Annotated in this window: 21 protein-coding genes; 7 read left to right on the forward strand and 14 right to left on the reverse strand. The window is 59.3% G+C overall.

All coding sequences use genetic code 11. The features are described 5' to 3' along the window. The first annotated feature begins 30 nt into the window (after positions 1 to 30). Entirely contained in the window at positions 31 to 1,233 is a 1,203-nt protein-coding gene (gene thiI, locus ACWGXE_RS16805; protein ID WP_447599147.1) for a tRNA uracil 4-sulfurtransferase ThiI, read from the forward strand. Here the strand turns inward: thiI and ACWGXE_RS16810 are convergent. The 3 genes from ACWGXE_RS16810 to ACWGXE_RS16820 form a co-directional block, all read right to left on the reverse strand. Continuing rightward, entirely contained in the window at positions 1,193 to 1,765 is a 573-nt protein-coding gene (locus tag ACWGXE_RS16810; RefSeq protein ID WP_447599149.1) for a hypothetical protein, read from the reverse strand. The two genes, thiI and ACWGXE_RS16810, sit on opposite strands and share 41 nt — an antisense overlap. A 14-nt stretch (positions 1,766 to 1,779) precedes the next feature. Beyond that, the gene (locus tag ACWGXE_RS16815; protein WP_447599150.1) at positions 1,780 to 2,892 is read right to left on the reverse strand and encodes a DGQHR domain-containing protein; all 1,113 of its coding nucleotides are present in this window, start codon (positions 2,890 to 2,892) and stop codon (positions 1,780 to 1,782) included. Positions 2,893 to 3,045: 153 nt separating this feature from the next. After that, positions 3,046 to 3,801, reverse strand: coding sequence for a response regulator (locus ACWGXE_RS16820; RefSeq protein ID WP_447599152.1), 756 nt, complete (start codon positions 3,799 to 3,801; stop codon positions 3,046 to 3,048). A 580-nt stretch (positions 3,802 to 4,381) separates the two neighbouring features. Between ACWGXE_RS16820 and ACWGXE_RS16825 the strand changes: the two genes are divergently transcribed. From ACWGXE_RS16825 to ACWGXE_RS16850, 6 genes are all read left to right on the forward strand, one after another. Next, entirely contained in the window at positions 4,382 to 4,750 is a 369-nt protein-coding gene (locus tag ACWGXE_RS16825; protein ID WP_447599153.1) for a hypothetical protein, read from the forward strand. 5 nt (positions 4,751 to 4,755) lie between these two features. Then, positions 4,756 to 5,733, forward strand: a complete 978-nt coding sequence (gene queG, locus ACWGXE_RS16830; protein WP_447599154.1) for a tRNA epoxyqueuosine(34) reductase QueG — start codon at positions 4,756 to 4,758, stop codon at positions 5,731 to 5,733. Positions 5,734 to 5,833: 100 nt separating this feature from the next. Then, positions 5,834 to 7,207: a sigma-54-dependent transcriptional regulator gene (locus ACWGXE_RS16835; protein ID WP_447599155.1), complete on the forward strand. Its 1,374-nt coding sequence runs from the start codon at positions 5,834 to 5,836 to the stop codon at positions 7,205 to 7,207. 13 nt (positions 7,208 to 7,220) lie between these two features. Next, the gene (locus ACWGXE_RS16840) at positions 7,221 to 9,173 is read left to right on the forward strand and encodes a sensor histidine kinase (RefSeq protein ID WP_447599156.1); all 1,953 of its coding nucleotides are present in this window, start codon (positions 7,221 to 7,223) and stop codon (positions 9,171 to 9,173) included. 92 nt (positions 9,174 to 9,265) lie between these two features. Beyond that, positions 9,266 to 10,546, forward strand: coding sequence for an ATP-dependent Clp protease ATP-binding subunit ClpX (gene clpX / locus ACWGXE_RS16845; protein WP_447599157.1), 1,281 nt, complete (start codon positions 9,266 to 9,268; stop codon positions 10,544 to 10,546). 138 nt (positions 10,547 to 10,684) lie between these two features. Beyond that, positions 10,685 to 12,088 carry a response regulator gene (locus ACWGXE_RS16850; RefSeq protein WP_447599158.1) on the forward strand — a complete coding sequence of 468 codons (1,404 nt, stop codon included), beginning with the start codon at positions 10,685 to 10,687 and terminating at the stop codon, positions 12,086 to 12,088. A gap of 207 nt (positions 12,089 to 12,295) precedes the next feature. Here the strand turns inward: ACWGXE_RS16850 and ACWGXE_RS16855 are convergent, their stop codons facing one another. The 11 genes from ACWGXE_RS16855 to ACWGXE_RS16905 form a co-directional block, all read right to left on the reverse strand. Beyond that, entirely contained in the window at positions 12,296 to 12,424 is a 129-nt protein-coding gene (locus ACWGXE_RS16855) for a hypothetical protein (RefSeq protein WP_447599159.1), read from the reverse strand. A 245-nt stretch (positions 12,425 to 12,669) separates the two neighbouring features. Further along, the gene (locus ACWGXE_RS16860; protein WP_447599160.1) at positions 12,670 to 13,536 is read right to left on the reverse strand and encodes a M48 family metalloprotease; all 867 of its coding nucleotides are present in this window, start codon (positions 13,534 to 13,536) and stop codon (positions 12,670 to 12,672) included. Then, entirely contained in the window at positions 13,526 to 14,038 is a 513-nt protein-coding gene (locus tag ACWGXE_RS16865; protein ID WP_447599161.1) for an SH3 domain-containing protein, read from the reverse strand. The genes ACWGXE_RS16860 and ACWGXE_RS16865 overlap by 11 nt, the downstream gene beginning before the upstream one ends. A 79-nt stretch (positions 14,039 to 14,117) precedes the next feature. Beyond that, the gene (locus ACWGXE_RS16870; protein ID WP_447599162.1) at positions 14,118 to 16,256 is read right to left on the reverse strand and encodes a CHASE2 domain-containing protein; all 2,139 of its coding nucleotides are present in this window, start codon (positions 16,254 to 16,256) and stop codon (positions 14,118 to 14,120) included. Between the two features lie 125 nt (positions 16,257 to 16,381). After that, positions 16,382 to 17,980 (reverse strand): SUMF1/EgtB/PvdO family nonheme iron enzyme, encoded by a 1,599-nt coding sequence (locus ACWGXE_RS16875; RefSeq protein WP_447599163.1) that lies wholly within the window; start codon positions 17,978 to 17,980, stop codon positions 16,382 to 16,384. Beyond that, positions 17,977 to 18,762, reverse strand: coding sequence for a c-type heme family protein (locus ACWGXE_RS16880; protein ID WP_447599164.1), 786 nt, complete (start codon positions 18,760 to 18,762; stop codon positions 17,977 to 17,979). Before ACWGXE_RS16880 ends, ACWGXE_RS16875 begins: the two co-directional genes overlap by 4 nt. 142 nt (positions 18,763 to 18,904) lie before the next feature. Next, entirely contained in the window at positions 18,905 to 19,423 is a 519-nt protein-coding gene (locus ACWGXE_RS16885; protein WP_447599165.1) for a hypothetical protein, read from the reverse strand. Between the two features lie 40 nt (positions 19,424 to 19,463). Continuing rightward, a complete protein-coding gene (locus ACWGXE_RS16890; RefSeq protein ID WP_447599166.1) occupies positions 19,464 to 19,859 on the reverse strand; it encodes a hypothetical protein in 396 nt (131 codons plus the stop codon). Positions 19,860 to 19,907: 48 nt separating this feature from the next. Next, the gene (locus tag ACWGXE_RS16895) at positions 19,908 to 20,246 is read right to left on the reverse strand and encodes a hypothetical protein (protein ID WP_447599167.1); all 339 of its coding nucleotides are present in this window, start codon (positions 20,244 to 20,246) and stop codon (positions 19,908 to 19,910) included. A gap of 142 nt (positions 20,247 to 20,388) precedes the next feature. Beyond that, positions 20,389 to 21,033: a response regulator gene (locus ACWGXE_RS16900; RefSeq protein ID WP_447599168.1), complete on the reverse strand. Its 645-nt coding sequence runs from the start codon at positions 21,031 to 21,033 to the stop codon at positions 20,389 to 20,391. After that, complete coding sequence (locus ACWGXE_RS16905) at positions 21,015 to 23,330, reverse strand: ATP-binding protein (protein WP_447599169.1); 2,316 nt, start codon at positions 23,328 to 23,330, stop codon at positions 21,015 to 21,017. Before ACWGXE_RS16905 ends, ACWGXE_RS16900 begins: the two co-directional genes overlap by 19 nt. Positions 23,331 to 23,443 lie beyond the last annotated feature (113 nt).

Below are 23,443 nucleotides of genomic sequence, written 5' to 3' on the forward strand. Positions count from 1 at the left end.
ACGCTGCACGAAATACGAGGAACGCTGAAGATGCGTTGCGCGATCATCCATTATCACGAACTGGCATTGAAGGGACGCAATCGCGAGTCCTTCGAGCAACAATTGCTTCGAAATATCCGCGAAGCTGTGCGTGATGTGGGGGTCAGGCGCGTGGAAGCTCTTCGAGGACGGATGCGGGTGACTGTACCGGACGGCCTCCCGCCTGATCTCATCCGAGAGCGTCTGAGCCGCGTGTTCGGCATCTCCAATTTCCTGTTGACCGAGGCTGTTGATCTGAACCTCTCCTGTCCGGATCTTGAAGACTTGAAGGAAGCCGCGTTCCGGCAGGTCCGCGACGTACCGTTCCACACGTTTCGCGTATCGGCCAAACGGGCGGATAAGCGCCTGCCCCTGACCTCGATGGATGTGGAACGAGTCATCGGCCAACACCTGCGCGAGTCGACCGGCAAGGCGGTCGATTTGGCACATCCGGACCTGACGGTCCATATCGAACTCCTCACGAAGGAAGCGCACCTCTCCGCTCGGAAAGAGTTCGGACCGGGAGGCATGCCGGTCGGCGTCAGCGGCACGATCGCCGCGTTGCTTTCCGGCGGCATCGATTCACCGGTCGCCGCCTACCGGATGATGAAACGGGGCTGCCGTGTGGTGTTTGTGCATTTTTCCGGCCGGCCGCTGGTGAGCCGCGCCTCGGAAGAGAAAGTTCAGGAAATTGCCCGGCTGCTGACCGGCTATCAATATCACTCTCGCCTCTACATCGTTCCATTCGGAGAAATCCAGCGGGACATTGTGACCGGCTCTCCGGCGCCGTTCCGCGTGGTACTCTATCGCCGCATGATGGTCCGCATTGCCGAGGAGCTGGCGCGGCGTGAAGGTTGCTGGGCCCTCGCGACGGGAGACAGCCTGGGACAAGTCGCGTCCCAGACGCCGGATAACCTCTCAGTCACCGAGGAAGCGGCTGAACTGCCGATCCTCCGGCCGCTGATCGGCATGGATAAGATTGAGATTACGGATCAGGCGCAGGCGATCGGGACTTTCGAGACCTCGATCGAACCGGATCAGGATTGCTGCAAACTGTTCGTGCCCGCTCACCCGAGCACGCGCACGAGGTTGGATACCGTGCGCAAAATCGAGCGCGTCTTCGATGTGGGCTCCTTGGTCAAACGCGGGCTCGAAAAAGCCGAATTGACGGAATTCACCTTTCCTTCCGCGCCCGCTCCATCGCCCGTTCCGTGACAATTCTAAAGTGGGCTTCCAGCTCGCGCTGCATCGCCATCGCCATCACCCAATCAGGGACGATCGTCTCAACCTCCACAATCAGGTCAAACTCGGCCCGCGTGTGCAAGCCCCCGTCGGCAGGCCCGAGCCTCCAGACCCGATGATACCGCTTGAAGTCGCCGCTCATAAGTTCCGTCACGAGCCCTCCGGCCGGCAAGGTTTCAGATTCGCAGACCAGTCTCCGGGCTCCCGGCATGAGCGGATGCTCGATGTACAAATCAGTCACTACCCGTCCCTGCCGTTCTTCCACGTCAGCAAGCTTCATCCGCACCTCAAATAGTTCCGGCCATTTCCGGTAATCCGTGAGGACACTTTGTATGATGCGGGGAGAAACGGGGAAGAGCAGGCTCGCCGTCGCTCGAACGCCGCCGGACGGATCGGACGCGACAGCCAGGCTTTGAACCGGTGAAGGCTGTTCCTGGGCGCTTCCCGCCTCGACGCATGCCTGGATGCAGAAGAGGACAATGAATGCGACCACCGGGTATGTCACGAGCGCCCGCATGTCTAACCTGTGAGGGCATCGAGCAACCGCTGATGCACCCGGCGAACTCGTTCCAATTGTCCCTTGGCGGGAAATCGTTCGTAGAATCCCTCGGCCCGAAACTCTTTGCCGAGCGCCGCCCAGGGCTTCAGCAGTTCGGCGAAGGGCTTCGGCGAGCGCGTCGTTTCCCAATCACCGATCAACTTGCGATCGATGATCAAGTCGTCCAAGACGCGCATGAGCGCCTTCAACGTTACGTCCCGGGTAAACATGTATCGCTCGTTATTCCCCCAGACGTCACCCATGACCTCCTTCACGCCCTTCAAGTAATCCCGCACCAGGGCATAGCAGCGGTCGGCGCGCATATTCAAATGCGACTCCATCCAGCGTTTATGGGCGATCAGCACCTTCAGCAACTCGTTGAAGATCTCCGATTGCAGAATCCATTTTTCCTGCTTGCTGCGCCCGCCCAAGCGATTGATCTTATATTGGAGCGGAGAGTCGGTTTCCTCATATAACATGTTGACGACCTTGGCCGTGAATTTTTTCTCGGGACTTTCCCATGATACCTTTTCGTACAGGTCCACCAGATGCGAGCGGTTGATCCGCGTATGAGTGGAGTTGATGATGACAAACATCTCCGTCGCAAAATCGGCGGTGCGCCCGTCAAAGAGGATGCAAGGCACTTCGACCTGCGCGGCCTGATCCGGATGCCGCTCGCGGAAAAAGTGCAGGCCGGCGAGCCGGTGTTGTCCGTCGATGACCAGATACGTGCCCTTCGGTTCACTCAAGTGGCCGAGCGATTCGGAATCCCCCGTTCGTTGAAAGCGCAGTGTCTCGTCCGTAAATAGAAGGATTGTCCCCGGCACCATGGGCTGGGACACGACCGTTTCATAGAAATTCACGATCTGTTTGATTTTCTGCCGATTCAGGACACGCTGAAATCCTTGCTCGCTGCGCTCGATGCCCGCGATAAATTTCGCCACCTCATCGTGCTCGGAAACGGATGCGGCAGGGATCTCCGCCCCTTCGAAGTAATACCGGCTCGTGAATCGGATTTTGTCCAACAACGCCGAAGCCGGATAGGCGATGAAGTAGAAGGTGCCTTCTTTCTGCCGGATGCGAGTGGCGAGCATGGAGTGCTCCTTTCTAGGAACCGGCTTAGCAGCCAGACTTTCAACAGGGCGACGTCAGCTTGATGGCTTAATTAACCTTGTCGAGGGGATTATACCTGGCGGTTCGGTGACGACGCGAGAGGCTTCGGATCGGAGGAACCTCTCTGCCCGAATTTAGGGAACCGGGCGAAAGACTAGGACCGCGCCTGCCGGAAGGCCCTGCGGATCATAAATCAAGGCGGTATTGCTTCTGACCATACGTTCAGTCCCTTCCCGTTCCACCAAGATGCTGGCGATGGTGCCGGAACCGGCTATCCGGGCTGTTTGAATGGCCTCAAGGGCCGGGTTCGTGACCGGCCGGCGCGTGTCGGGGTCCAACAGAATCATAATGTCACCGATCGGACGGCCTATCGCCTCGCCCTTGGTCCAGCCCATCACCGCTTCCGCCGACTGGTTCAATATCGTGATCCTGCCGGAAGGATCGACGGCGATGACCGCATCCCCAATCGCCTGCAGGACAGCATCGAGCCAACGGCCCCTCTGATCCGCCGCCTGGGCCACACGATGGCGAAACAGCGCGAGTTCGACCGCGGCGCGCAAATCGGTGCTGACAAACGGCTTGATCAGGTATGCCAAGGGAAGCGTGTGTCGAGCCCGCGCCAACGTTTCCTCGTCGGAGAACGCGGTCAGATAAATGACGGGAATATTGAAGCGGGCTTGAATAGTCCGGGCGGTTTCGATCCCATCCATCGACCCTTTGAGTTTGATATCCATCAAAATCAGGTCGGGCCGATGCTCGGCTCCCAGGCGAATCGCATCGCTGCCGGAGGAGGCGACCCCGACGACGGTATAGCCGAGGGATCGAAGCTGGCGGCGGATATCCTCAGCCACGACCACTTCGTCATCGACAACAAGAACTTTGGCGTGCACAATTCCAGCCTTTTTCACGGGAATCAGCGGACCCTGCTCAAGTCCGTCATGGCGAGGGGGCTGCCATTCTGCGAGTCACACGAGGCCCTAGCAGGATGTTGAAAAAGCCCTCCAGCTTTGTTCTCGCTTCGCTCAGAGTCTCAACGTACAAACCCGGGAAAAGAGTCTTGGCAGGCTCGGGGCGGCCGGGTAATAATGGAAACGCTTCGCCTTCACGACACTGCCGGCTCATCGACTCGCCTGCGTGCACAAGCCTGACGCTCATTATTCTTCGCGCCGTGCACCTCGCTACGGCCTCGCTGGAAGGCCTTTTTGAACATCCTGCATGGAGTTCTCCGAGAGAGCGATTTCCCATGAGCCAACATCGCTTTTCAACAGCCTGCTAGGCACGCCGATGAACATTCCGGTACGGCAACTCACCACATGCCTGTTACGCAACTTATATGCCCGGTGTACTCCGTCTCGCGCTGTTTTGAATGGACGAATTGAATTGACGAATGATCCAACCGGAGAGCCGTCGGCAGTCGCCCCGTCTGATTCTGCTATGCTAGGATGCCGCAACACAAAGGAGAGCATGACCATGAAGCAATGGACGGCATTCCTGTCCGCGCCAATCTGTGCGCCGTTGTTCCTTCTCTTGGCCGAGGCGGCGAGCGTGTCCGCTCAGCCCCTGAATGATTATGCAGCCACTACTGAACAATCTTGTAGCTTCGGCATGGACAAAGGCGACCCCGCCCACCGGTGTGAAGTGCCTTTTCCGAAAGATTGCAAAGTAGTCCATTTTCCAGGGACGAAGAAGCCGTGGACCAACATTTCGAAGGCCGGGAAGACGTTTTGCCAGTTCGATCCCAAAGCCTCGGACTGGAAAACGAAAATCGTGGGCTCGTGCAGTCGCTGCGATTCCATCCGTTGTTCCGTACAATTCATCGTGCGATTTGACTGCTCGTAGATCCCATGCTCCCTCACTCTCTTGCGCTCGGGATCAAAGACGAGGCGCGCCGGCTTGGGTTCGATGCGGTCGGAATCAGCCGAGTTACTCCTTCCGAGATTTTCTCCCAGACCTTACTTTCCAGGCTCGGATCGTGGCTCAGTCGCGGATATCATGCGACCATGGCCTGGATGGCGCGCGATCCCGAGCGCCGGGCCGATCCCACCCGCGTACTCGCGGGCTGCCGCTCCGTCATCTCCGTCGGCATGAATTACAACAGCGGTCATCGGCCGGACGAGGGGCCCGGCCGCGGTCGCATTGCGCGATACGCCTGGGGATTGGATTATCACACTGTCATGGGATCCCGACTTAAGCTCTTGGAGGCTCACATCACACGCCTGGCGCCCGAAGCGATTACACGCTCGTATGTGGACACCGGACCTGTGATGGAAAAGGCTTGGGCCGAACGAGCCGGCCTTGGCTGGATCGGCAAACATTCCAATCTGGTCTCACCGCAATTCGGCTCCTGGCTGCTGCTCGGCGAACTCCTGACCACGCTCGATCTGGAAGCGGACGACCCGGGAACGGATCTGTGCGGGAGTTGCACCCTCTGCATTCGGGCCTGCCCGACACAGGCCATCACGAATCCGTATGTCGTCGATGCGGGTCGATGCATCTCGTATCTCACGATTGAATTGCGAGATGCCGGCACGATACCGGAGGACATCAAGGCCAGGATCGGCAATCGTATTTTCGGCTGCGACGATTGTTTGGACGCCTGCCCGTACAATATGCATGCCGTCGCCACCGATGAACCGGCCTTCCAGCCCTCTTCCCTGACCCTCGCGCCGGACCTGCAAAAATTGGAACTCTTGAGCGAGGCCGAATTTGCATCGACTTTCAGACAAAGCCCGATTCGCCGGGCGAAACACGGCGGATTTCTGAGAAATATCTCGCTTGCGCGCTCCAAGGAAAAGCATCCGGAGCAGGTGGATAACACATGACTCAACTCGGTTCGCCCGAACTACGCCCACTTCTCCACTCTTTCCAATAATGATAGGCTAGGGGTCGATCCACCCAAGTCCATGCTGATCGGCGATCGCGATGCCCCCTCCGACCCTGCTCATCATTGAAGACGAAGAACGCATGCGACGGCTGTTCGAGTTGGTCCTCAAACCGGCCGGATACGACCTCGTCCTGGCGAGTTCCGGCGCCGACGCCGTTCGGTTGATCCAGGATCAATCGCCGTTCGACTTGATCATTACCGATCTTCAACTCGGAGCGGTCTCCGGCATGGAGGTCCTCGAGGCGGCCAAGCAATCGATGCCCGACGTGCCGGTCCTCATTATCACCGGCTACGGAACGGTCAAGTCCGCCGTCGAGGCGATGCAGAAGGGCGCCTACGACTACATCTCCAAGCCGGTGGACAACGAGGAGTTGAAGATCATCATCAGCCGCGCCCTTCAAGTACGGCGGCTCGCACAGGATAACCGGAATCTTCGGGCCGGGCTCCAGGAACAGTTCGGCTTCGACCGGATTGTAAGCGTGTCGAAGCAGATGGACCTGGTCAAGCGGCTGGCGCAGGAAGTCGCCCAAACCGATGCGACCGTGCTCATCACCGGCGAAAGCGGAACCGGGAAGGACTTACTGGCTCGAGCAATCCATCTGGCCAGCCCGCGGGCCCAAGGGCCGCTCGTGGCGCTGAATTGCGCCGGGATACCGGAGAACCTGCTCGAATCCGAGCTTTTCGGCTATGAAAAGGGCGCCTTCACCGACGCGAAGAAAGGCAAACCGGGACGATTTCAGTTGGCGGATCGCGGGACACTGTTCCTCGACGAGATCGGGGAAATGAGTCTCGCGGCCCAGGCCAAACTCCTTCGCGTCCTGGAGCATCACATCGTCGAGCCTCTGGGCGGGGTCCGAGGCACAAAGGTGGATATCCGCGTCATTGCGGCGACGAACCAGGAGCTCCCCGAACTAATCAAGCGGGAGCGCTTTCGGCTGGATCTGTATTACCGAATCAACGTGTACCAGTTGCGCATCCCCGCGTTGCGTGAACGGCCTGAAGACATTGAGCCGATTCTCGATCTTTTTCTTGACACGGCGCGACGGGAACGAGGAAGCCGCATTCTGGGGATTGCGCCGGAGGCGCTTGCACTGCTCCAGCGTTACTCCTGGCCCGGCAATGTGCGTGAGCTGCATAATGTCGTGGAATGGATCACCATCATCTGCAAAGGCGGTGAGATTCGCCCCGAACATTTACCGACCACGATCAAAGGCGCCGTGGCAGGCCCTGTTGAGGAACCGATAGACCAACGCTCGCTCTTATCGTTCGGACTCTCCGTTGAGGAAATTGAGAAGGCCATGCTCCAGGAAGCCTTACAGAAGACCGGGGGGAACGTGTCGGAAGCCAGTCGCCTGCTGAAAGTGACCCGCAATACCCTCCGATACCGCATGGCGAAATACAATCTGAAGTGAAGACGGCCACGCAATGGACCAGCCGGCGCGCACGGGCGGCCTCCAAAAGAAATTCTTTTTCTCGTTGCTGGTGGTGGGCATCGTGCCGGGAATTGCCGCCCTCATCGCCACGTACCTCTACAGCACCACCAGCCTGAAGCAAGCCATTGGGGACAGTTTTCAAGAGATCGCCCGTTCCACGGCCATCCGGTTGGCCTCCGCCGTAGACAATGAGATCGATCGCGCCATCCGCCTGGCGCTCATCCCCGTTCAGATAAAGCAACGGGTCGTCGCTGCCAATAGGCGGTACCAGGGCCATGACAAGGCGGCTATTCGTCGCCTCTTGTCGGAGGAGGGAATTGCCGGGGATGCCCGGCGGAATCGGGAGCAGGCCGTTCAATCCGATGACACCGCTCGCTATCTTCGAGAATGGGCCGAGCAGACGGGATACTATGTCCGTGTAATGGTCGCCGACCAGCAAGGCGCCCTGGTCGCCTCGACGGATCCCATCACGCGCGCGATCCAGACGGATCAACACTGGTGGCAGGAGGCCATGAAAGCGACCGCCGCCGGTGCGTACGTCAGTTCATTGATTCTCGACCCGCAACTGAATGACTACGTGTTTGAGGTGGCCGCCCCGATTCGGGACGAAACGCGGGAGCGGCCCATCGGGGCGGTCGGCTTGGTGGTCCGGCGCGATGTGCTCACCAATACGATCCTGCCGATCCACATCGGCGATACCGGACATGGCATGTTGCTCGATACGCAAGGGACGCCGCTGATTTGCCCGGTTCTTCCCCCGACTCTGCATCTGATCCCAGAACAACTGCTGGCCAGATTGACCGGCACTCGCCCCATTTGGCTCGTAGCCGAGGATGATGCCCACGGCGGGAGGAATGCCATCGTAGGAGCCGCTCCCGTGCGCTTTGACCATGTGTTGACCCCGTCCAGTTTGGGCGGCGATCACTGGTACGCGTTCGTGAGGCAGGCGCCGGAAGAGACCTATGCCCCCATCTATGCTCTGCTCTGGACGGTAGGCGTACTTGGGTTGGCGCTGGTGGTCACACTTGCTTCGTTGGGATTCGCCGTCGGCTCTCGGATCGTGCGTCCGATTACGTCCCTTCAACGGGAAGCCGAGGCGATCCGGCATGGGCTCGATCGCACGGCGTCCGGCGATGAACCGGTCCTTCCACCGGCACCCCAGGCGGATTATCGTACGGGGGATGAAATCGAGGACCTCGCCAGAAGTTTTCGGGCCATGCGCAACACGCTGGAAGAGAATCTCCGCACCATCAAATTGCAACAACATGAGCTGATCCGTCGGGAGAAACTCGCCTCCGTGGGACAGCTCTTGGCGGCGCTTGCCCACGATTTGCGCAACCCCCTCGGCGTCATCCGCAGTTCCGCGCAGGTCATTCTCGAAAACCGGCAGGACGATGCGGTGAGAGAAGAAGTGGCCCGCTACATCATGGAAGAGGTGGACAAGCTCTCGCACCGCATTAACGATTTTCTTCGCTATGCGAGGCAAAAACCGCCGGATCTCCGGACGATCGCCGTGGAAGAGGTCGCGCGGTCGGCCTTATGGCAGTGGCAGGCCCAAGGGGGGATGGAGCGGCTCCGCGTGGAAACGCGGTTTGGAAGCAATCTGCCCGCCGTTCGAATCGACCCGGAGCAGGTAAAGGAAGCCCTCGTCAATTTGTTGATGAACGCCCGGGAAGCGATGCCGTCCGGAGGTCGTGTGACGATGACCACCCGGCGGGGAGCTAACGGGTTCGTCGAAGTGGAAATCAAAGACACGGGACCGGGTATCACCACCGCGCATTTACCGCGCATATTCGAGCCGTTCTTCACGACCAAGGAATATGGGACCGGGCTGGGCCTGACGAACGTGAAGCGCTTGGTCGAAGACAACGGAGGCATCCTGACAGTGACCAGCGTCGAAGGAACCGGAAGCGTCTTTGTTACCAGCCTCCCCATGGCAGGCTGAGTGGGCCAAGAGCAATCGCAAGGGTCTTGTGCTTGAGACCGCGACAAGACTAAAATCGAAACATCCTCATCCTATTCGGCAGGTGATTGGACGTGTTCTGGGAAAGCCGCCAACCGAAGAGCAAACAGGATCGGCAATGTTCGTTCTGCGGCAAGCGCCAGAGCACGGTGAGGAGTCTGATCCAAAGTCCGGCCACGCATCGTTGCGACTCCTGCCAGGCCAGTTCCACATTGCTGATCTGCAATGAATGCATCAAGCTCTGCTCCACGTTTCTCGCCGAAGAGCATGCGGGGCAGGCGACCAACGGGGACAGCTCGAATTTTCTCCTGCCGAAACCGACCGAAATCAAACGCATCCTGGACGATTACGTCATCGGACAAGATCAGGCGAAGAAAGTCTTGTCCGTGGCGGTCCATAACCATTACAAGCGCATCTTAAGCCGAGACCGGCTCAAAGGCGTCGAACTTCAGAAAGGCAACATTCTGATGATCGGCCCCACCGGCACCGGCAAGACACTGTTGTCGCAAACGCTGGCCAAGGTCCTGCATGTTCCCTTCGCCATTGCCGATGCCACCACGTTGACCGAAGCGGGGTATGTCGGAGAAGACGTGGAGAATGTGGTCCTTAAGCTGCTTCAGGCCTGCGATTACGACTTGAAGCGGGCTGAAACCGGCATCATCTACATCGATGAAATTGACAAGATCAGCCGGAAATCCGAAAGCGCGTCCTTGACACGGGATGTGTCCGGCGAAGGGGTTCAACAGGCTCTGTTGAAAATGGTTGAAGGGACGGTCTGCAATGTGCCCCCGAAGGGGGGCCGCAAACATCCTGAGCAAGACTATCTGCGGGTGGATACGTCGAATATTCTCTTCATCTGCGGCGGCGCATTTGTCGGATTGGATCAGATCGTCGCGCAGCGGACCACCCACAAACGGTTGGGATTCGGCGCCACGATCACCCCGCGCGAAAGTCTGGGGCCCGGCGGCCTGCTGGATCTGGTGCACACGGACGATCTGCTGAAGTTCGGGCTCATTCCCGAGTTCGTCGGCCGCTTCCCCGTCTTTACCACGCTCACGGACCTGGACGAGGGCGCGCTCGTCCGCGTGCTGACCGAACCGAAGAATGCGCTGATCAAGCAGTATCAGGCGCTGTTCGAGTTGGAGCACATCGAGCTGCAATTCACCGATGCCGCCGTGAAAGCCATTGCGCATCGCGCCGGAACCATGAAGACCGGCGCCCGGGCGCTCCGCTCCATTCTTGAGGAAGTCATGTTGGATCTGATGTATGAGGTCCCGGCGCTCGAAGGAGTCAAGTCGGTCGTCATTTCGGAGGACGTCATCCATGGCATCGGTCAGCCTTCGATCCTGACGTAACACTCCACGCCGACACACCCTCCGGTCTCATCATCTCTCCATCATCGTGCCACGGCGCGAACACTGGGCTTGATCCGACCAGCCGGCATACGGTTGGCCGGAGTTCTCACAACGTCATTCATCGATCGAGCCATTCCCATGCCGACGAGCCTCCAGCGGACGGTGAAGCCAAAAATCCTCGTCGCCGACGACGAGCCCAATTGGTTGCGCGTGCTGTCGTTATATCTTCGAGGACGACAATGCGAGGTCACCACAGCCTTGGACGGACACGAAGCCATCCACAAGATCCAACAGGACAAACCGGATCTCATCATCGCCGATATCACCATGCCCGGCATGGACGGCTATGAGCTGTGCCGGCATCTCCGGCGGGATGCCGCGACGCGCACCATTCCGTTTATCTTTCTGACGGCCCGCGACCATGAAGCGGAACGGATGAAAGCCCGCCGTATCGGGGCGGACGAATATCTGACGAAACCCTGTTCGCTGGATCGCGTGGTCCAAAGTGTGGACACCGCCATGGAGCGGATCGAACAAGCCAAGAAGCTCTCGCTTGAACGCATCGGTTGGAGCGGGCGCATCGACGACATCGACATTCTGGACTTGGTGCAGGCGTTGGAGCTGGAACAACGGACGGGGGCGCTCGTGTTGAGCCATGGCGAGCGGACCGGAACGATTTATATCAAGGACGGAGTCATCGTCGAAGCCGACATCCGGTCACCGGCCCGCGAAGAGCCGTTGTTTCGCCTGCTCGGGTGGAAGACGGGACGATTTGCCTTTATCGCCGATGCCGTGCCGGAACAGATGCCGATCACGGCCAGCATGGCGCATCTCCTCTTCGAGGATCTTCGCCTGCTGGAAGAGCACGAGCGCCATCTGGCACAGACTTCACCGGAAGAATCATCGGACACCGTCCCAACTTCGGCAACCGAGCCGGTGGCGGAAACCTTGAGGCTCCTCCAGTCCATCGGTAAACGGTATGCCCTTACCCGAATACAAACTGCGCCTCCCTTGATTTTGCGGATTCTTGTGGTGGGCGACGCGGCGGTGGCGACGGGCGAGGTGATCCATGGACTGGTCATGGATTTGTCCGGCTCGAAGTGGGCGGCCCTGGAACGGCAAGATTCGCCCGATACCTCACAGCATGAAATCGGTCGGGTCCGTTTGTCGTCTCAACTCGCGCTCCACTTAGTCTCGGTGCGCGGGGAGCAACGGTTTTGGCCGGTTTGGGAAGAGTATCTGCCGGAATCGATCGGCGCCATATTTGTACTGGCGGGACAGTCCGAGAAAGAACGGGCCGCACTGCGGAGTTACCTCATCGCCCGCGATATCATCGCCCCGTCGATGCCGGTCGTCGTTTCGCTGCCGGCCATATCATCGGACACCGCACCGGCCGAGCAAGATACCGCCGCATCACTGCTCGCCGGGATGGCCCCCGAACGAACACCGGAGATCATCCCCGGCTCTGCCGCGCAACAAACCGTCCGCCTCCGTCTGCTGTCGCACCTGCTTCAACAGTGGCTGATCCTTAACCCTGAGTAACGTCTGCTGTTACTGTTTATCTGTCTCTTGCTTTCGCCACCCTCGACGGGTGGTACGTCGTTCGGTGGGAGACCGGTATGGAAGGCAGGGGGGAAGACACAGAACCGCCCTGCCAACCTCCCGATTTGTCGTACATTCAGGTCGCGCTTGCCGGAGAGAATCGGATCGCGGAGCCGGTGAGATCCGGAATGCGCACATGATGGTTTTCTACGCCTCGATTGCAAGTGCCAGAGTTTCCGCCAAGTCGGCCAGAGGATGGGAATCGTCTTCCCCGATTTCGTCGATAATATCGTCGAGGACGGCGACGGCGCGATGGTATTCGGCTTCGGTCCGCAACGAGCCTGAGTGGAATCCGTCGCCGAATGGCGCCTGTAGTCGGCATTTGCTTTATGGATGTATTTGGCCAACATGCTCAAGCCCTCCAGGTACCCCGGTCGTATCCGGCATGCGTCAGCACGTGCCGGACGGCTTGCGATGGTTGTCAAAGTGAGGGCAAGAGCGGAGACTGCGAACCGTAACACCAATCATCCGCCTCCGTCTGCCGTCGCGCCTGCTCCAACAGTGGCTGGTCCTCATCGTGGCTATGTCACTTTCCCTCGTCGCGCAAAGCGGTCCGGCAACAGCACGCCGTTCGATTGGAGACTCTTGGCCCGGATGACTTCCTGAACCGCCTTGATGCGCATGGAAAAGTTGGGGTGGGTTTTGAAAAACGCCTGGTCCTCGCCTTTCAATTCTCTGAGGCGAGTCAACAGGCCCACATAGGCCGATGCATCGTATCCGACACGGGCGGCGAACACATCGCCCAAGGCATCCGCTTCGGTCTCCTTGTCCTGGTCGAGTCCTTCATCGAGTAGTTTCTTCACCGCATTATCGATGACATTCTTGAAGACAGCCGGATCTTTGGTCGCATAGGACAATCCGGCTTCGCTGATGCCGGCAATGCGTTTGGTCCGCTGGATCACATCGAGGATATGCTTCTGGCTGACATGCGCGATCTCATGACCCAACACGGCGGCCAATTCCGCCTCATTCTCCATGTGTTTCAGCAACCCGCGGGTGACGAAGATGTAGCCGGCCGGCGCGGCGAAGGCGTTGATCGAGTCATGATTCAAAACGGCCACGCGATACGGGATATCCGGCCGATCCGACGTGTTCGCCACGGCCTTTCCCACGAGATTCACATAGCGAATCAGGTCCGGCTGCTCGACCGTCCCACCGTACCGCGCGACGACTTGCAGCGCGATCGCCTCGCCGATGGACTTTTCCTCGTCATAGCCGATCGGAAGGAGACTCGCGGCCAGCGTACTTGCGCCGTGGATAGCATTGGCCATCCGAGGATTGCCGGACTTCCGCGCCGCATCTTCCGCCACCCGCTGCATTTCGGCGCATCCCGATGCCGCCAGCAGCCCTGCACAGACGGCGACGATCGCGCTTCTGTTATTTCGCATACTCGCCCAGCCCTCCTTCTTTCAAGAATTCTTCGACCTCTTCATCGGGAATCTGATATGCGCTCATGCGATCGACGGCTTGTCGATCCCGTGGGGAAATCCCCGCTCGATCGGCATAGCCTTCCGACGCCTTGTCGAGGCCGCGCGCCCCGGCGGATGCGGTGACGGCCGAGGCGTCGCCGCTTCTCATGTTCTGTCCCAAGCGCGCCAGGGTTTCATTGCCTCCGGACGGTTTCGATTGAGACAGTTTGCTGGAGAACATCCAGCCCTTGGTTCCTCCGGAGGTCTTGACCTGCGTCCAGTTGCCGTCACGCGACAACACTTCGACCGCCTCGCCATACCTGACGTTTCCGACCACGGAGTCGATCGACGTCTTGCCTGCTCGCAGCTGCGCCGTCTTGGCTTGAACGTACAAGGTTTCCGCCCATGCCGGCGAATGGCCGAAGCAGAGGGTCGCACTGAGCACCACCATCCCATACCACCAAGCCTTTCCGGGCCTCACCGGCAACCTCCTTTTTATCGAGTTCTTTCTCATCCCTCAATCTCTGCGTTATATTTCCGCCGCGCGAAAACCGTCGCGCTTATTTCTCCCTCAACTCGTACACGCCGTCCCACGACGCGGGCGGCGGCGCGTTCATATATTGATGCGACCGCAACAGGTAAACCTTTGATGGTCCGTCCGCCGGATCCAGCTCCAGCGCATCGTTGAATCGGGCCTGGGCCAGGGAGAAATTGCGCTCCTTGTAGGCGGCCAGTGCCTCTCGATAGACCGCCACCATTTTCATTCGCGGCGGAGACAGCGCCCCCTTTCTCGCCAGCAATTCATAGACGACTACAGGCTCGGTTTTCCCTTTTACACGTAATCGGTCCACCTCCCGCACTTCAATATCATTTTTCGCCAGCTCCGCCGTCCTGGCTCCAAGCAAAATCGGCGTATCATAGAATTTATTGGCGCCCTCCAAACGGGACGCAAGATTCACGCAATCGCCCATGACCGTATACTCCAACCTGGATTGCGAGCCCATATTGCCGACAATGCAGAATCCCGAGTTGATGCCGATCCTGGCGCTGATCTCGGGCAGCCCCTGTTGCTTCCACGCCTCCCGGAGCCGAGCCAATTCGGCCTGACTGTCCAATGCCGCATAGCAGGCCAGGCTCGCATGGTTCAACTCCCCCAATGGCGCGCCGAACAGCGCCATGATGCCGTCGCCCAAATACTTATTCACGTTTCCGCGGTGGCGTCGAATGATATCGGTCATCGCCGAAAGGTATTGATTGAGCAGCAAAACCAATTCTTCAGGTTCAAGTCGCTCCGAGATCGTGGTGAAGCCGGCCACATCGGAAAAGAAAATGCTGATCTCTTTTTTTTCGCCGCCCAGCTTGATCGACTCCGGATCCCGCATGATCTCGTCCACCACCTCGGGCGACATGTATTTGTCGAACGCCGCCCTGGTTTGGCGCCGCTGCTTTCCTTCGGTGAGATATTCGACGGTCGCGGCCGCTGCAAACGTCATGGCCAACGCCGCCTCGGGAAACACCATGTCCAGCCACCGGCCATGCTCCGTGAAGGCGTACACAGCGAGCCCGTACGACACCGCCGCCAGGATTCCGGTCATGCCGAACTTCACCCAATGGGATGAACTCATCATGAAGGACGCGGCGGAAGAAAGGCACAGTACCAGTAAGAACGTCCGCCCCGCCGCCCGAGGCACCGGCTTGAGAAATTGGCCCTGCAGCAGATTATCCAAGACGGTCATATGAATCAGCACGCCGGGCGTCGCGCTCGAAAATGGCGTCACCCGCAAGTCGTACAAGCCGGCCGCGGTCCCGGCGATAAAGACAATCTTGTCTCGGAAGAGGGCCTGGTCCAACAGGGGCCGCTCGTGTTTTTCCATCTGCGCGAAGGACTGCAGCACCTGGCCGATCGCGTACTGGCGATACGTCTGCTCGAGCGTGCCATGCCAATTGATCCACAATGTCCCGTCGGACACCATCGGAACGGTTCGAGCCCTGAGCCGCAACGAGCCGTCTTCGATCGCGAGGGTCTCAGCTCCGAGAAGGTCTCGGGCTGCGGCCAGGGCGATGTGGGGAACCGTCAACGTCCCGGCCTTCGCCAACAAAGGTACGCGCCTGGTCGGCCCGTCTGCATCGGCGGTGAGATTGATGAATCCCAGGCCACGCGCCGACTGCGCCAAGCCGGGAATCGGAAACTTCACGCTCCGGTAGGAACTCCAGATCTTATTTTTGGCTTCGTCCTCGCCGTTGACCGTGAAACGAGAAAGCGAAGTAGCCGGCTCCCGGTCTTGACCCGCCGCTTCAGTGCGCAACAATACCGGCACATAGACATTGGCCGCTTCTTTCACATCCTGGACAAACGACTCGTCGAATTCGGCGGCATTCTCATCCGGCTCGAAAAACATCAGGTCAAAGACCACCGCCTTAGCGCCGGCCTCTTTGAGATAGCGGACCACGTAGCCATGGCGATCCCTCGGCCAGGGCCAGCGACCGAACGCTTCGAGACTTGATTCATCAATCGCAATCAGGACAATGCCGGGATGGGCTTTCGCCGGGTCGGCATATCCCCGGATCACATGATCCAAGGCCTTTAATTCGGCGACCTGAAGCCATCCGGTCATCTGCACGAGAACAACAGTGACGAAAACGCCGAGCGCGACGGCGAGCGCGGAAAGGATCTTTTTTTGCTGTCTCGACAGACGCATGGACGCAGTCGGCAACCGAGAAGCGAACAGGCGGAACCTATCGTACTGAAGAAGGATTCAGGAGGGAAGAGGATTTGCGAACATCGCGGCGAGATTCGGAGCGGATCGTTTTCAACATTCCCCCATCACGGAGCATCCATGGCGCAACGGACCCCCAGAGTCGGCCCCCAGTACGTCATGTCATCCCATCCACGGTAACTGACACGCAGCTCAGGCAGCCGCTCATTCCACCCCGCCCCGCGCAGCACCCGGAACGATCCCCGTAAGGGGCCCTGCGGATCCCGGGATGACGAGGCGGCATAAAAATCGTCGGCGTACCAGTCCTTGACCCATTCCGAGATGCTCCCCACCAAGTCATAGACTCCATAGGGGGAGGCGGTAGCGGAGGGTGTCCCAACCGGCCCGAGTCCGTTCGCCGTCAATTTCGCGTCGCCTCCCTTCGACTGATGCTGCTCGATGACCGTCTCGTTATTTCCCCAAGGGTAGCGCCGCCCGTCCGTCCCTCGGGCCGCCTTTTCCCATTCCGCTTCGGTCGGAAGCCGCTTTCCCGACCATTGGCAATAAGCTCGGGCTTGTGCCCACGTCACATTGACGACCGGGTACTGAAGCCGTGCAGGATCATCAAAAGCCCCCCGATCTCTCGGAGGCGCACACGTGCCGCCGTCCACGCATTGGCGATACTGGCCGTTCGTTGTTTCGTACCGATCGATCAAATAATTGCTGAGATAGACGCGGTGCAACGGTCGAGCGTCAGGCAGGCCGTCTTCCGTTCCCATCAGGAACTCCCCGGCCGGGATGAGCGCCATGTCATCGGGCGGCGGTTCCCCTCGTTCCTGCAATTTCCTCGTCTCTTCTTCTTGCTCGGCCCGAAGTACCGCATTGGTCTTGGCGATCGTGTCGTCGGTCACAACCGGCATGTCGGCCGACTGATTCTGGCGCAGGCGCGCCGACACAACCGGTGGATTGTCCTTTGCGGCGCCGGCGGGTGGGGAAGGAGGCGCAATCACGGCAACCGGTTCCGACATGCGGACGGTTTCGATCCGAACCGATGTCCGCGCCAAGTCGGGAATGACCTCTTTGCTTTGCCGTCCCGCCTTGGGATCTTTGCCCCGTCCCACCATTGTAAAATCAAAGTCCGGGATATTGGCTAACAACGGCGTCGCATAGCTGATCGGCACCGCGAACGCCATGCCTTCGGGGACGATCCCGGAGGGATGGGTAAACTTAGTCGTCAGGATCCCGATGACTTCCCCTCGACGATTGAACAGCGCGCCGCCGCTATTGCCTGGATTAACCGCGGCATCGACCTGGAAGACCCGCTGCACCCCTCTCATCCGCACAGCGGCCACATGGCCTCTCGTCACCGTGACTTCTTTCAGCCCGAATTGATAGCCCACGGCAATGACGTCTTGATCCAGACGAACCGCTCCGGCATAGCCCAGCGGCGCCTCGCTAAGGCCGACCATTTCCACTTTGAGCAATGCCAGATCATGTTCCTGGTCGGCGCTCACCAGCATCGCCGGCGCGCGAAATTCACCCGGCGTGACGATGACGATCCGCTTCGCGTTTGAGACGACATGGTGGGCGGTCAGCACGTAGCCGTCCTGATGCACGATGACGCCGCTCCCCGACGGTTTTTCGACCGACGCCGGCTGCCGCTCCAGCGCGGATACCGGTTGAAGCGCCATCATCCATGCCAGGAACGTGAGAGTAGGTATCTTCATTTGTTGATGGGAAGAATCACACTGATCGCGCCGGCATTTTGTCCCAGCCGCAGCCCTTCACGAGGATAACCAGTGCGGTCCAAGCTGCCTTTTGGTTCACCATGGCAGTCTAGACACTGTCTGGTCATGTAGAGGGGGAACATCAGGCGGACGGCCTTGTTTTTCGCACTCACTTCGCTGATGATCTTTTCGCGGGGATAGCCGAGCTCGGCAAAGGCCTCAAGCGCCTCCATCTCGAACCGGTCCGGGACATTGGCCGGATTGCGCGGCACGAGGGCCGTCTGCTTCAGCCGGACTCCGGTTCGTGCAGAGAACCGGCCGGCCACCCGCTCCCCAAATACTGCCGGAATGAATCCCTTGGCGCCGGCCCGTGATCGTGAGGTCTGCTGTTTTGCAAGCGCCACTTCCTGCTTGCTGGCGGCCACCAACTCTTTCAACAGGCGCTTGGCTTCGTCGGGAATACCGGCGCTGTTCAAGTCCTGCAAGTCCGCACCGGCCCGGCCGCGAAACATATCGGTCAATTGGCGCTCAAAGAGTTCCGGCGGGAAGGGCTTTCCCGTGGCGTCGTCGTCAAAAAAGGCTTGATTGTCATTGATCACGGCGCGGCCGCTGTCCAACAACACGGCCAGGAGGCGGGCGGTCTGTTCGAGTTCGAGGATGGCTTGGAGAGGAAGGCCTCGCTGCGGAGTGCGCTCGACGGCGCTCGCTGGAACCGTAGAAGCCCCGATTCCCATGAGAAATCCCACCACAGGAGCCACGATCCACCGCAGGGGACTCCGCATAGGCCGCCTCGGTGCTCGTATGAGAAGAAGGGGGATGTGTCCGGTGCTCCTATGGCCTTCATTCCACAAGAGCACCGTCTCACAAAATGGTACGGGTCTCCCGGTAACAAGTCAAGGCGCGGAACGCACGGACCCCGCGGGATTACCGACGAGGATGAATATCGATCATTACATTATCGGCGTCGAGTTCAATGACCACTGGCGTCCCCTCGGGGAACACCGACAACTTGCTGGCCGCCAGGCTATCGACTTCAAATCGCTCCGATCCTGCCGGCGTAGACAAGCGGATTTCGTTCCAGTAGGCGTCGGAATAATCCATGCGTCCGACCAGCAGCCGGTGTTCGAAGAGGTCCGTTCTGCCGGTTGAACCGGCGTCGAGGAGGACATTGCCGGAATCGACCAGCATGAGAACGGAGTCTCCGATTTTGGCATTGTGCAAACCGACACGATCGGCCTTGTTCGGGCTAATGGCCCGCGGTTGGAGGCCATGCGGGATTTTGATGATGAGAACCCCGGCCTGGATTTTGCTGATGGTTCCACTGAGGCCGTAATGCATGTTCTGCACGGCATCGTCGTTCGTTTGGGCGAGGGACATGCCGCCCGCGAGCAACACCGCGCTTAGAAATGTGAGGACCGTCGTCATGCCACGCATAGTCGCCACCTCTTTGCTTCTGTAGGTTTGTTGCGTCAACGCGCCGCCTTCAGAAACCGACCTCCCCGGTCGTCCCCGCCTGCGCGGGAACCGAGATTCCGTATTCTTGAATCGGCGTCACCATCAGCGCAAAATTGAATAATTCATCGGCCGCGACGTCATTGATGCCGTGTTCGCGCGTGCGAAGCATTTTGAACCACTTCCCCATTTCTACTTTCACTGTTCGCTGATCGCCTCCGTTCACCGCTTCCTTGATGGTGTCGAGCTTGAGACTGTACGGCTCCCAGTTCGACGTCGGGTAATTGACCTTGTAGTAGTTAAGGGAATTGCCAATCTCATCGACCCAGGCGGCTTGCGCAAGTCCCAGACTCATCCCTCCGAGCACAAACACTCCGAACAGCAGAACGCCGATCGACCCGTTGCGGCACCAGTGCTGTATCTTCATGAGCCTACCTCCTTGCGAGACTGGAGAATCACCTGCCTACCGCTCGCATTAGAATGACATCGCCGACCGCTCATCGGATTCCCGCGCTTGCTCGACGTCGCTCTGATCCGGTGCCCTGAACGGAAGGCCGCCCATATCTCCGTCCATCTGTGTATCGGGCGCATGCATCGGTCGTTCGAACCCGCGCTCCACTTCCCCGGTGGCCGGCTCATCCGTTGGAATGACTATTACGCCTTCCGCCGGCGACATGGTCTGCTCCGATTCCGCGCCGACACTCTCCTCAAGTAGGATGATTTGAGCGCCGGTCCATGACGGGACCGTGAACCCCATTGCCACCGCCGCGACGAGGACCAGCAATACCTTGACTGCGACTCGTTTGCCTTGCATAACGCACCTCCCGACAGGACCGATTTCGGTCTGTTACGGTGATCGACGGCAGGACGCACCTTACCGGCAATCGCGCGTCCGTCCAATTGCCTCCGGGATGGATTTTGCCTACACCGTTCAGGTGACGAATGGAACAGACCGATTATTTGGATTGGAGGTAGGTAAGGATCGCCTCGACCCGGCCGGTCACGCCCAGCTTCTGATAAATATGGTGCAGATGCGTTTTGACCGTGTCGGGTGACACGCAAAGTTGATCGGCAATTTCCTTGTTCCCGCGCCCGGCCGCCGCGCAGGCGAGAATTTCCCGTTCCCGGTCCGTCAGGACCATGACGCCGCCCTCAGCCTCCCCTTCCGCCGCCTTGATGGCACTCACCACGCGCTTGGCAAACCGGTCCGGCATAAAAGGAGATTGGACTTGCTCGCCGCGATGGGTGGCGCGGATGATGCGCAGAAATTCCTGGTGGTCGGCGTCCTTCAGCACATACCCGCACGCTCCCGCTTGCACCGCCGCCACAATACGGGCGTCTTCATCGTGCATCGACAGCATCAGCACGCGGACGTCCGGCAGACAGCCACGGATCAAGCGGGTCGCGGTCACGCCGTCGAGCCGCGGCATATCGACATCCATCAGAATGATGTCGGGCTTAAGCTTCAGACTGAGCTCCACGGCTTCCCGGCCATCGATTGCTTCTCCGACGACCGCCAGATCCCGTTCATGTTCGAGCAGCAACCGCAGGCTTTGCCGAAACAGCCGCTGGTCCTCCGCGATTACCAGCGTGATAGGCATGGTTCCCCTTGCAGAACCGGCAGCTCAACCGTGAATCGCGCGCCGCCGTTCGGACGATTACCGGCCTGGATCACGCCGTGATGCGCCTCGACCACCAAGCGGCAGAAGTGCAGGCCCAGCCCCCTCCCGATTCGATAGTCCCGGCCGTCTTTCTTTCGAAAAAACATGTCAAAAATGTGAGGGAGGTCCTTCGGTTCAATGCCGGGTCCTTCATCTTCGACGGAGATGTAGGCCATTCGAGTCCCTTCTCTGAGAGACGCGGCGGCGGATTCCATCCCATCCGAAGTCCCGGCATGGATCGACACGGTGATCGCGCCGTGCGCGGGAGAATATTTGAGGGCATTGTGAACCAAGTTAATCAGAACCCGTTGCATACGACGGCTGTCGACCGTGACGACGATCTGTTGTTCATCGTCCGGCGCAACCAGATGGAAACTGACATGCCGGGCCTGCGCCTCGGAGCGGAAGACGTGGAGCACATCCTCGGCCAGTTTCATCACCGATATTTCAGACACCGACAACGGCAGGCCCGAGTAGCTTTCCTGATAGACGTCCAACATGTCGTGGATCATCCCGAGCAGCAGATCCGCCGTAAAGCTCAGATCCTCCAACCAGGAATGCTGCGGTTCTCCCTTCAATTCCGGTCGTTGGCCGAGCCATTCGAGCGTCTTTTTGATCCCGGCCAACGGGTTCCTGATGTCATGGGCGAACATTGAGGCAAACTGGCTCAGCGAGGCCAGCCGCTCGGTTCGGAGCAGTTGCCGCTCGAGTTCCTTACGCTCCGTCAGGTCGATCAGCTGAAGCATCACGGTCTCGATCTGCCGGGGTCCGGCCACGGGGGTCAGGTCCATATCCATCGTCAAGCTGTCGCCCCGCGTTGTCATGGCCTGGATTTCGCCGGCCGATTGTTCCTCGCCGCTTTGAAAGACCTCGTGCAACATCTGTTCAAGTCGCGCCCGCTCTCCTTCGGCAAACCACACAGCAGCCGCCTGCCCAATCATGTCGCGGCCGGAACCGCCGAACTTCATTTCCGCTCGTCGATTCACGTCCAGAATCGTGCCTTCTCGGTTGACAAGAATTTTGGCATCCACGGCATGGTCCCACAGCAGACGATAATGTTCCTCCGACATCCGCAGTTCCTGATTGAGCTGTTCGAGTTCAGCCACATGACGCCGCCGTTCACAGGCGGTCCGTTCCAATCGTTCGGCCAGTTCATCGAAGTTGACCGCCAGCCGATCAATCTCCCGAATGCCGCTCGCCCGGGGGTCAGGCCGAGGGATGGGACTGGAGCCGTCTCCAAATAGCCCGATACGGCCAATTAGTTCATTGATCGGACGAACAATGCGTTTGGCAAGCCGCCACCTCAGCCACACCACGAGCAGGACCGCTCCGCTCCAGAAGCCGGCGAGTTTCCACATCAGCATCCGCACCGGCGCGAACGTTTCAACCGGATCTTGGCTGACCAGGACCGACCATCGTTCAGCCTGAGCGATCTCGTTCGGCAACACCACCGGAGCGAGCCCGCTTATGCCGCCTGACCGGCCGTGCGTGTCTTCAATGGTCGAGCCGAGAGCGGCCACGCCCGCGGGCGATTGAAGATCCGTCGATGAGAACTCAGGGACGAAGATCCTGTGCAGAGCCGGTTCCAATAATGGGCAAGCCAATACCATGCCCGTATCGCTCAGCCACATGACATGCCCGGTGTTGCCGATGATCATATGACCGGAACCGAACCATGGCGATGCTGCAATCGCCACTTTGAGCGCGCCGATGGCGAAACCTTCGTCCTCGAGGATCGGCGCGATGATTTCCAGATATCCCTGTCCATCGTCGTCGAAACGAAAAGTTCCCACCCAAGGCCGGCGCTGGTCGAACACAATCGGCCACCAGGGCTGTTGCGAATAATGGGTTCGGGTAATTTCGCTGGTATAGCCGCCCGTCATACGGCCGTTGCGATCCAGGATGACCATGGAGCGGAAATAGGGCCGTTGTTGATCGCGCCAATGTCGCCACGGCGGATCATTGAGGCGGGGACGAAATCCTTCCCGCACGGACTCGCGGACTTCCGGAAGGGCCGCAAGCCGTTGGACCCAATCGACTTCCTTCGTTAACAGCAGGGAGATGTTGACACTGCTTTGGCGGGCGACTTCCTGAAACGTGGTGCCGACCGTTTCATAGAGGGACTGTTTGGCATGCCAATAGGCATAAGCCAAGCCAAGTGTTCCGCCAAGGACACCGATAGCCAGCACCGACAAGGTGATCAGGCTTTCGAGGCCGATGTCGGCTCTAGCCCTCATTATTCACGAACACTTCTACTGCAATGGCGGATTTCAGGCAGTGGGACAATCGGCGGCCAGAGAACCTCCCCGCCGCGGGTTATTCGAACACGACGGCTCACGCGAAGCTTGGG

The sequence above is a fragment of the Nitrospira sp. Nam80 genome, from assembly GCF_965152575.1.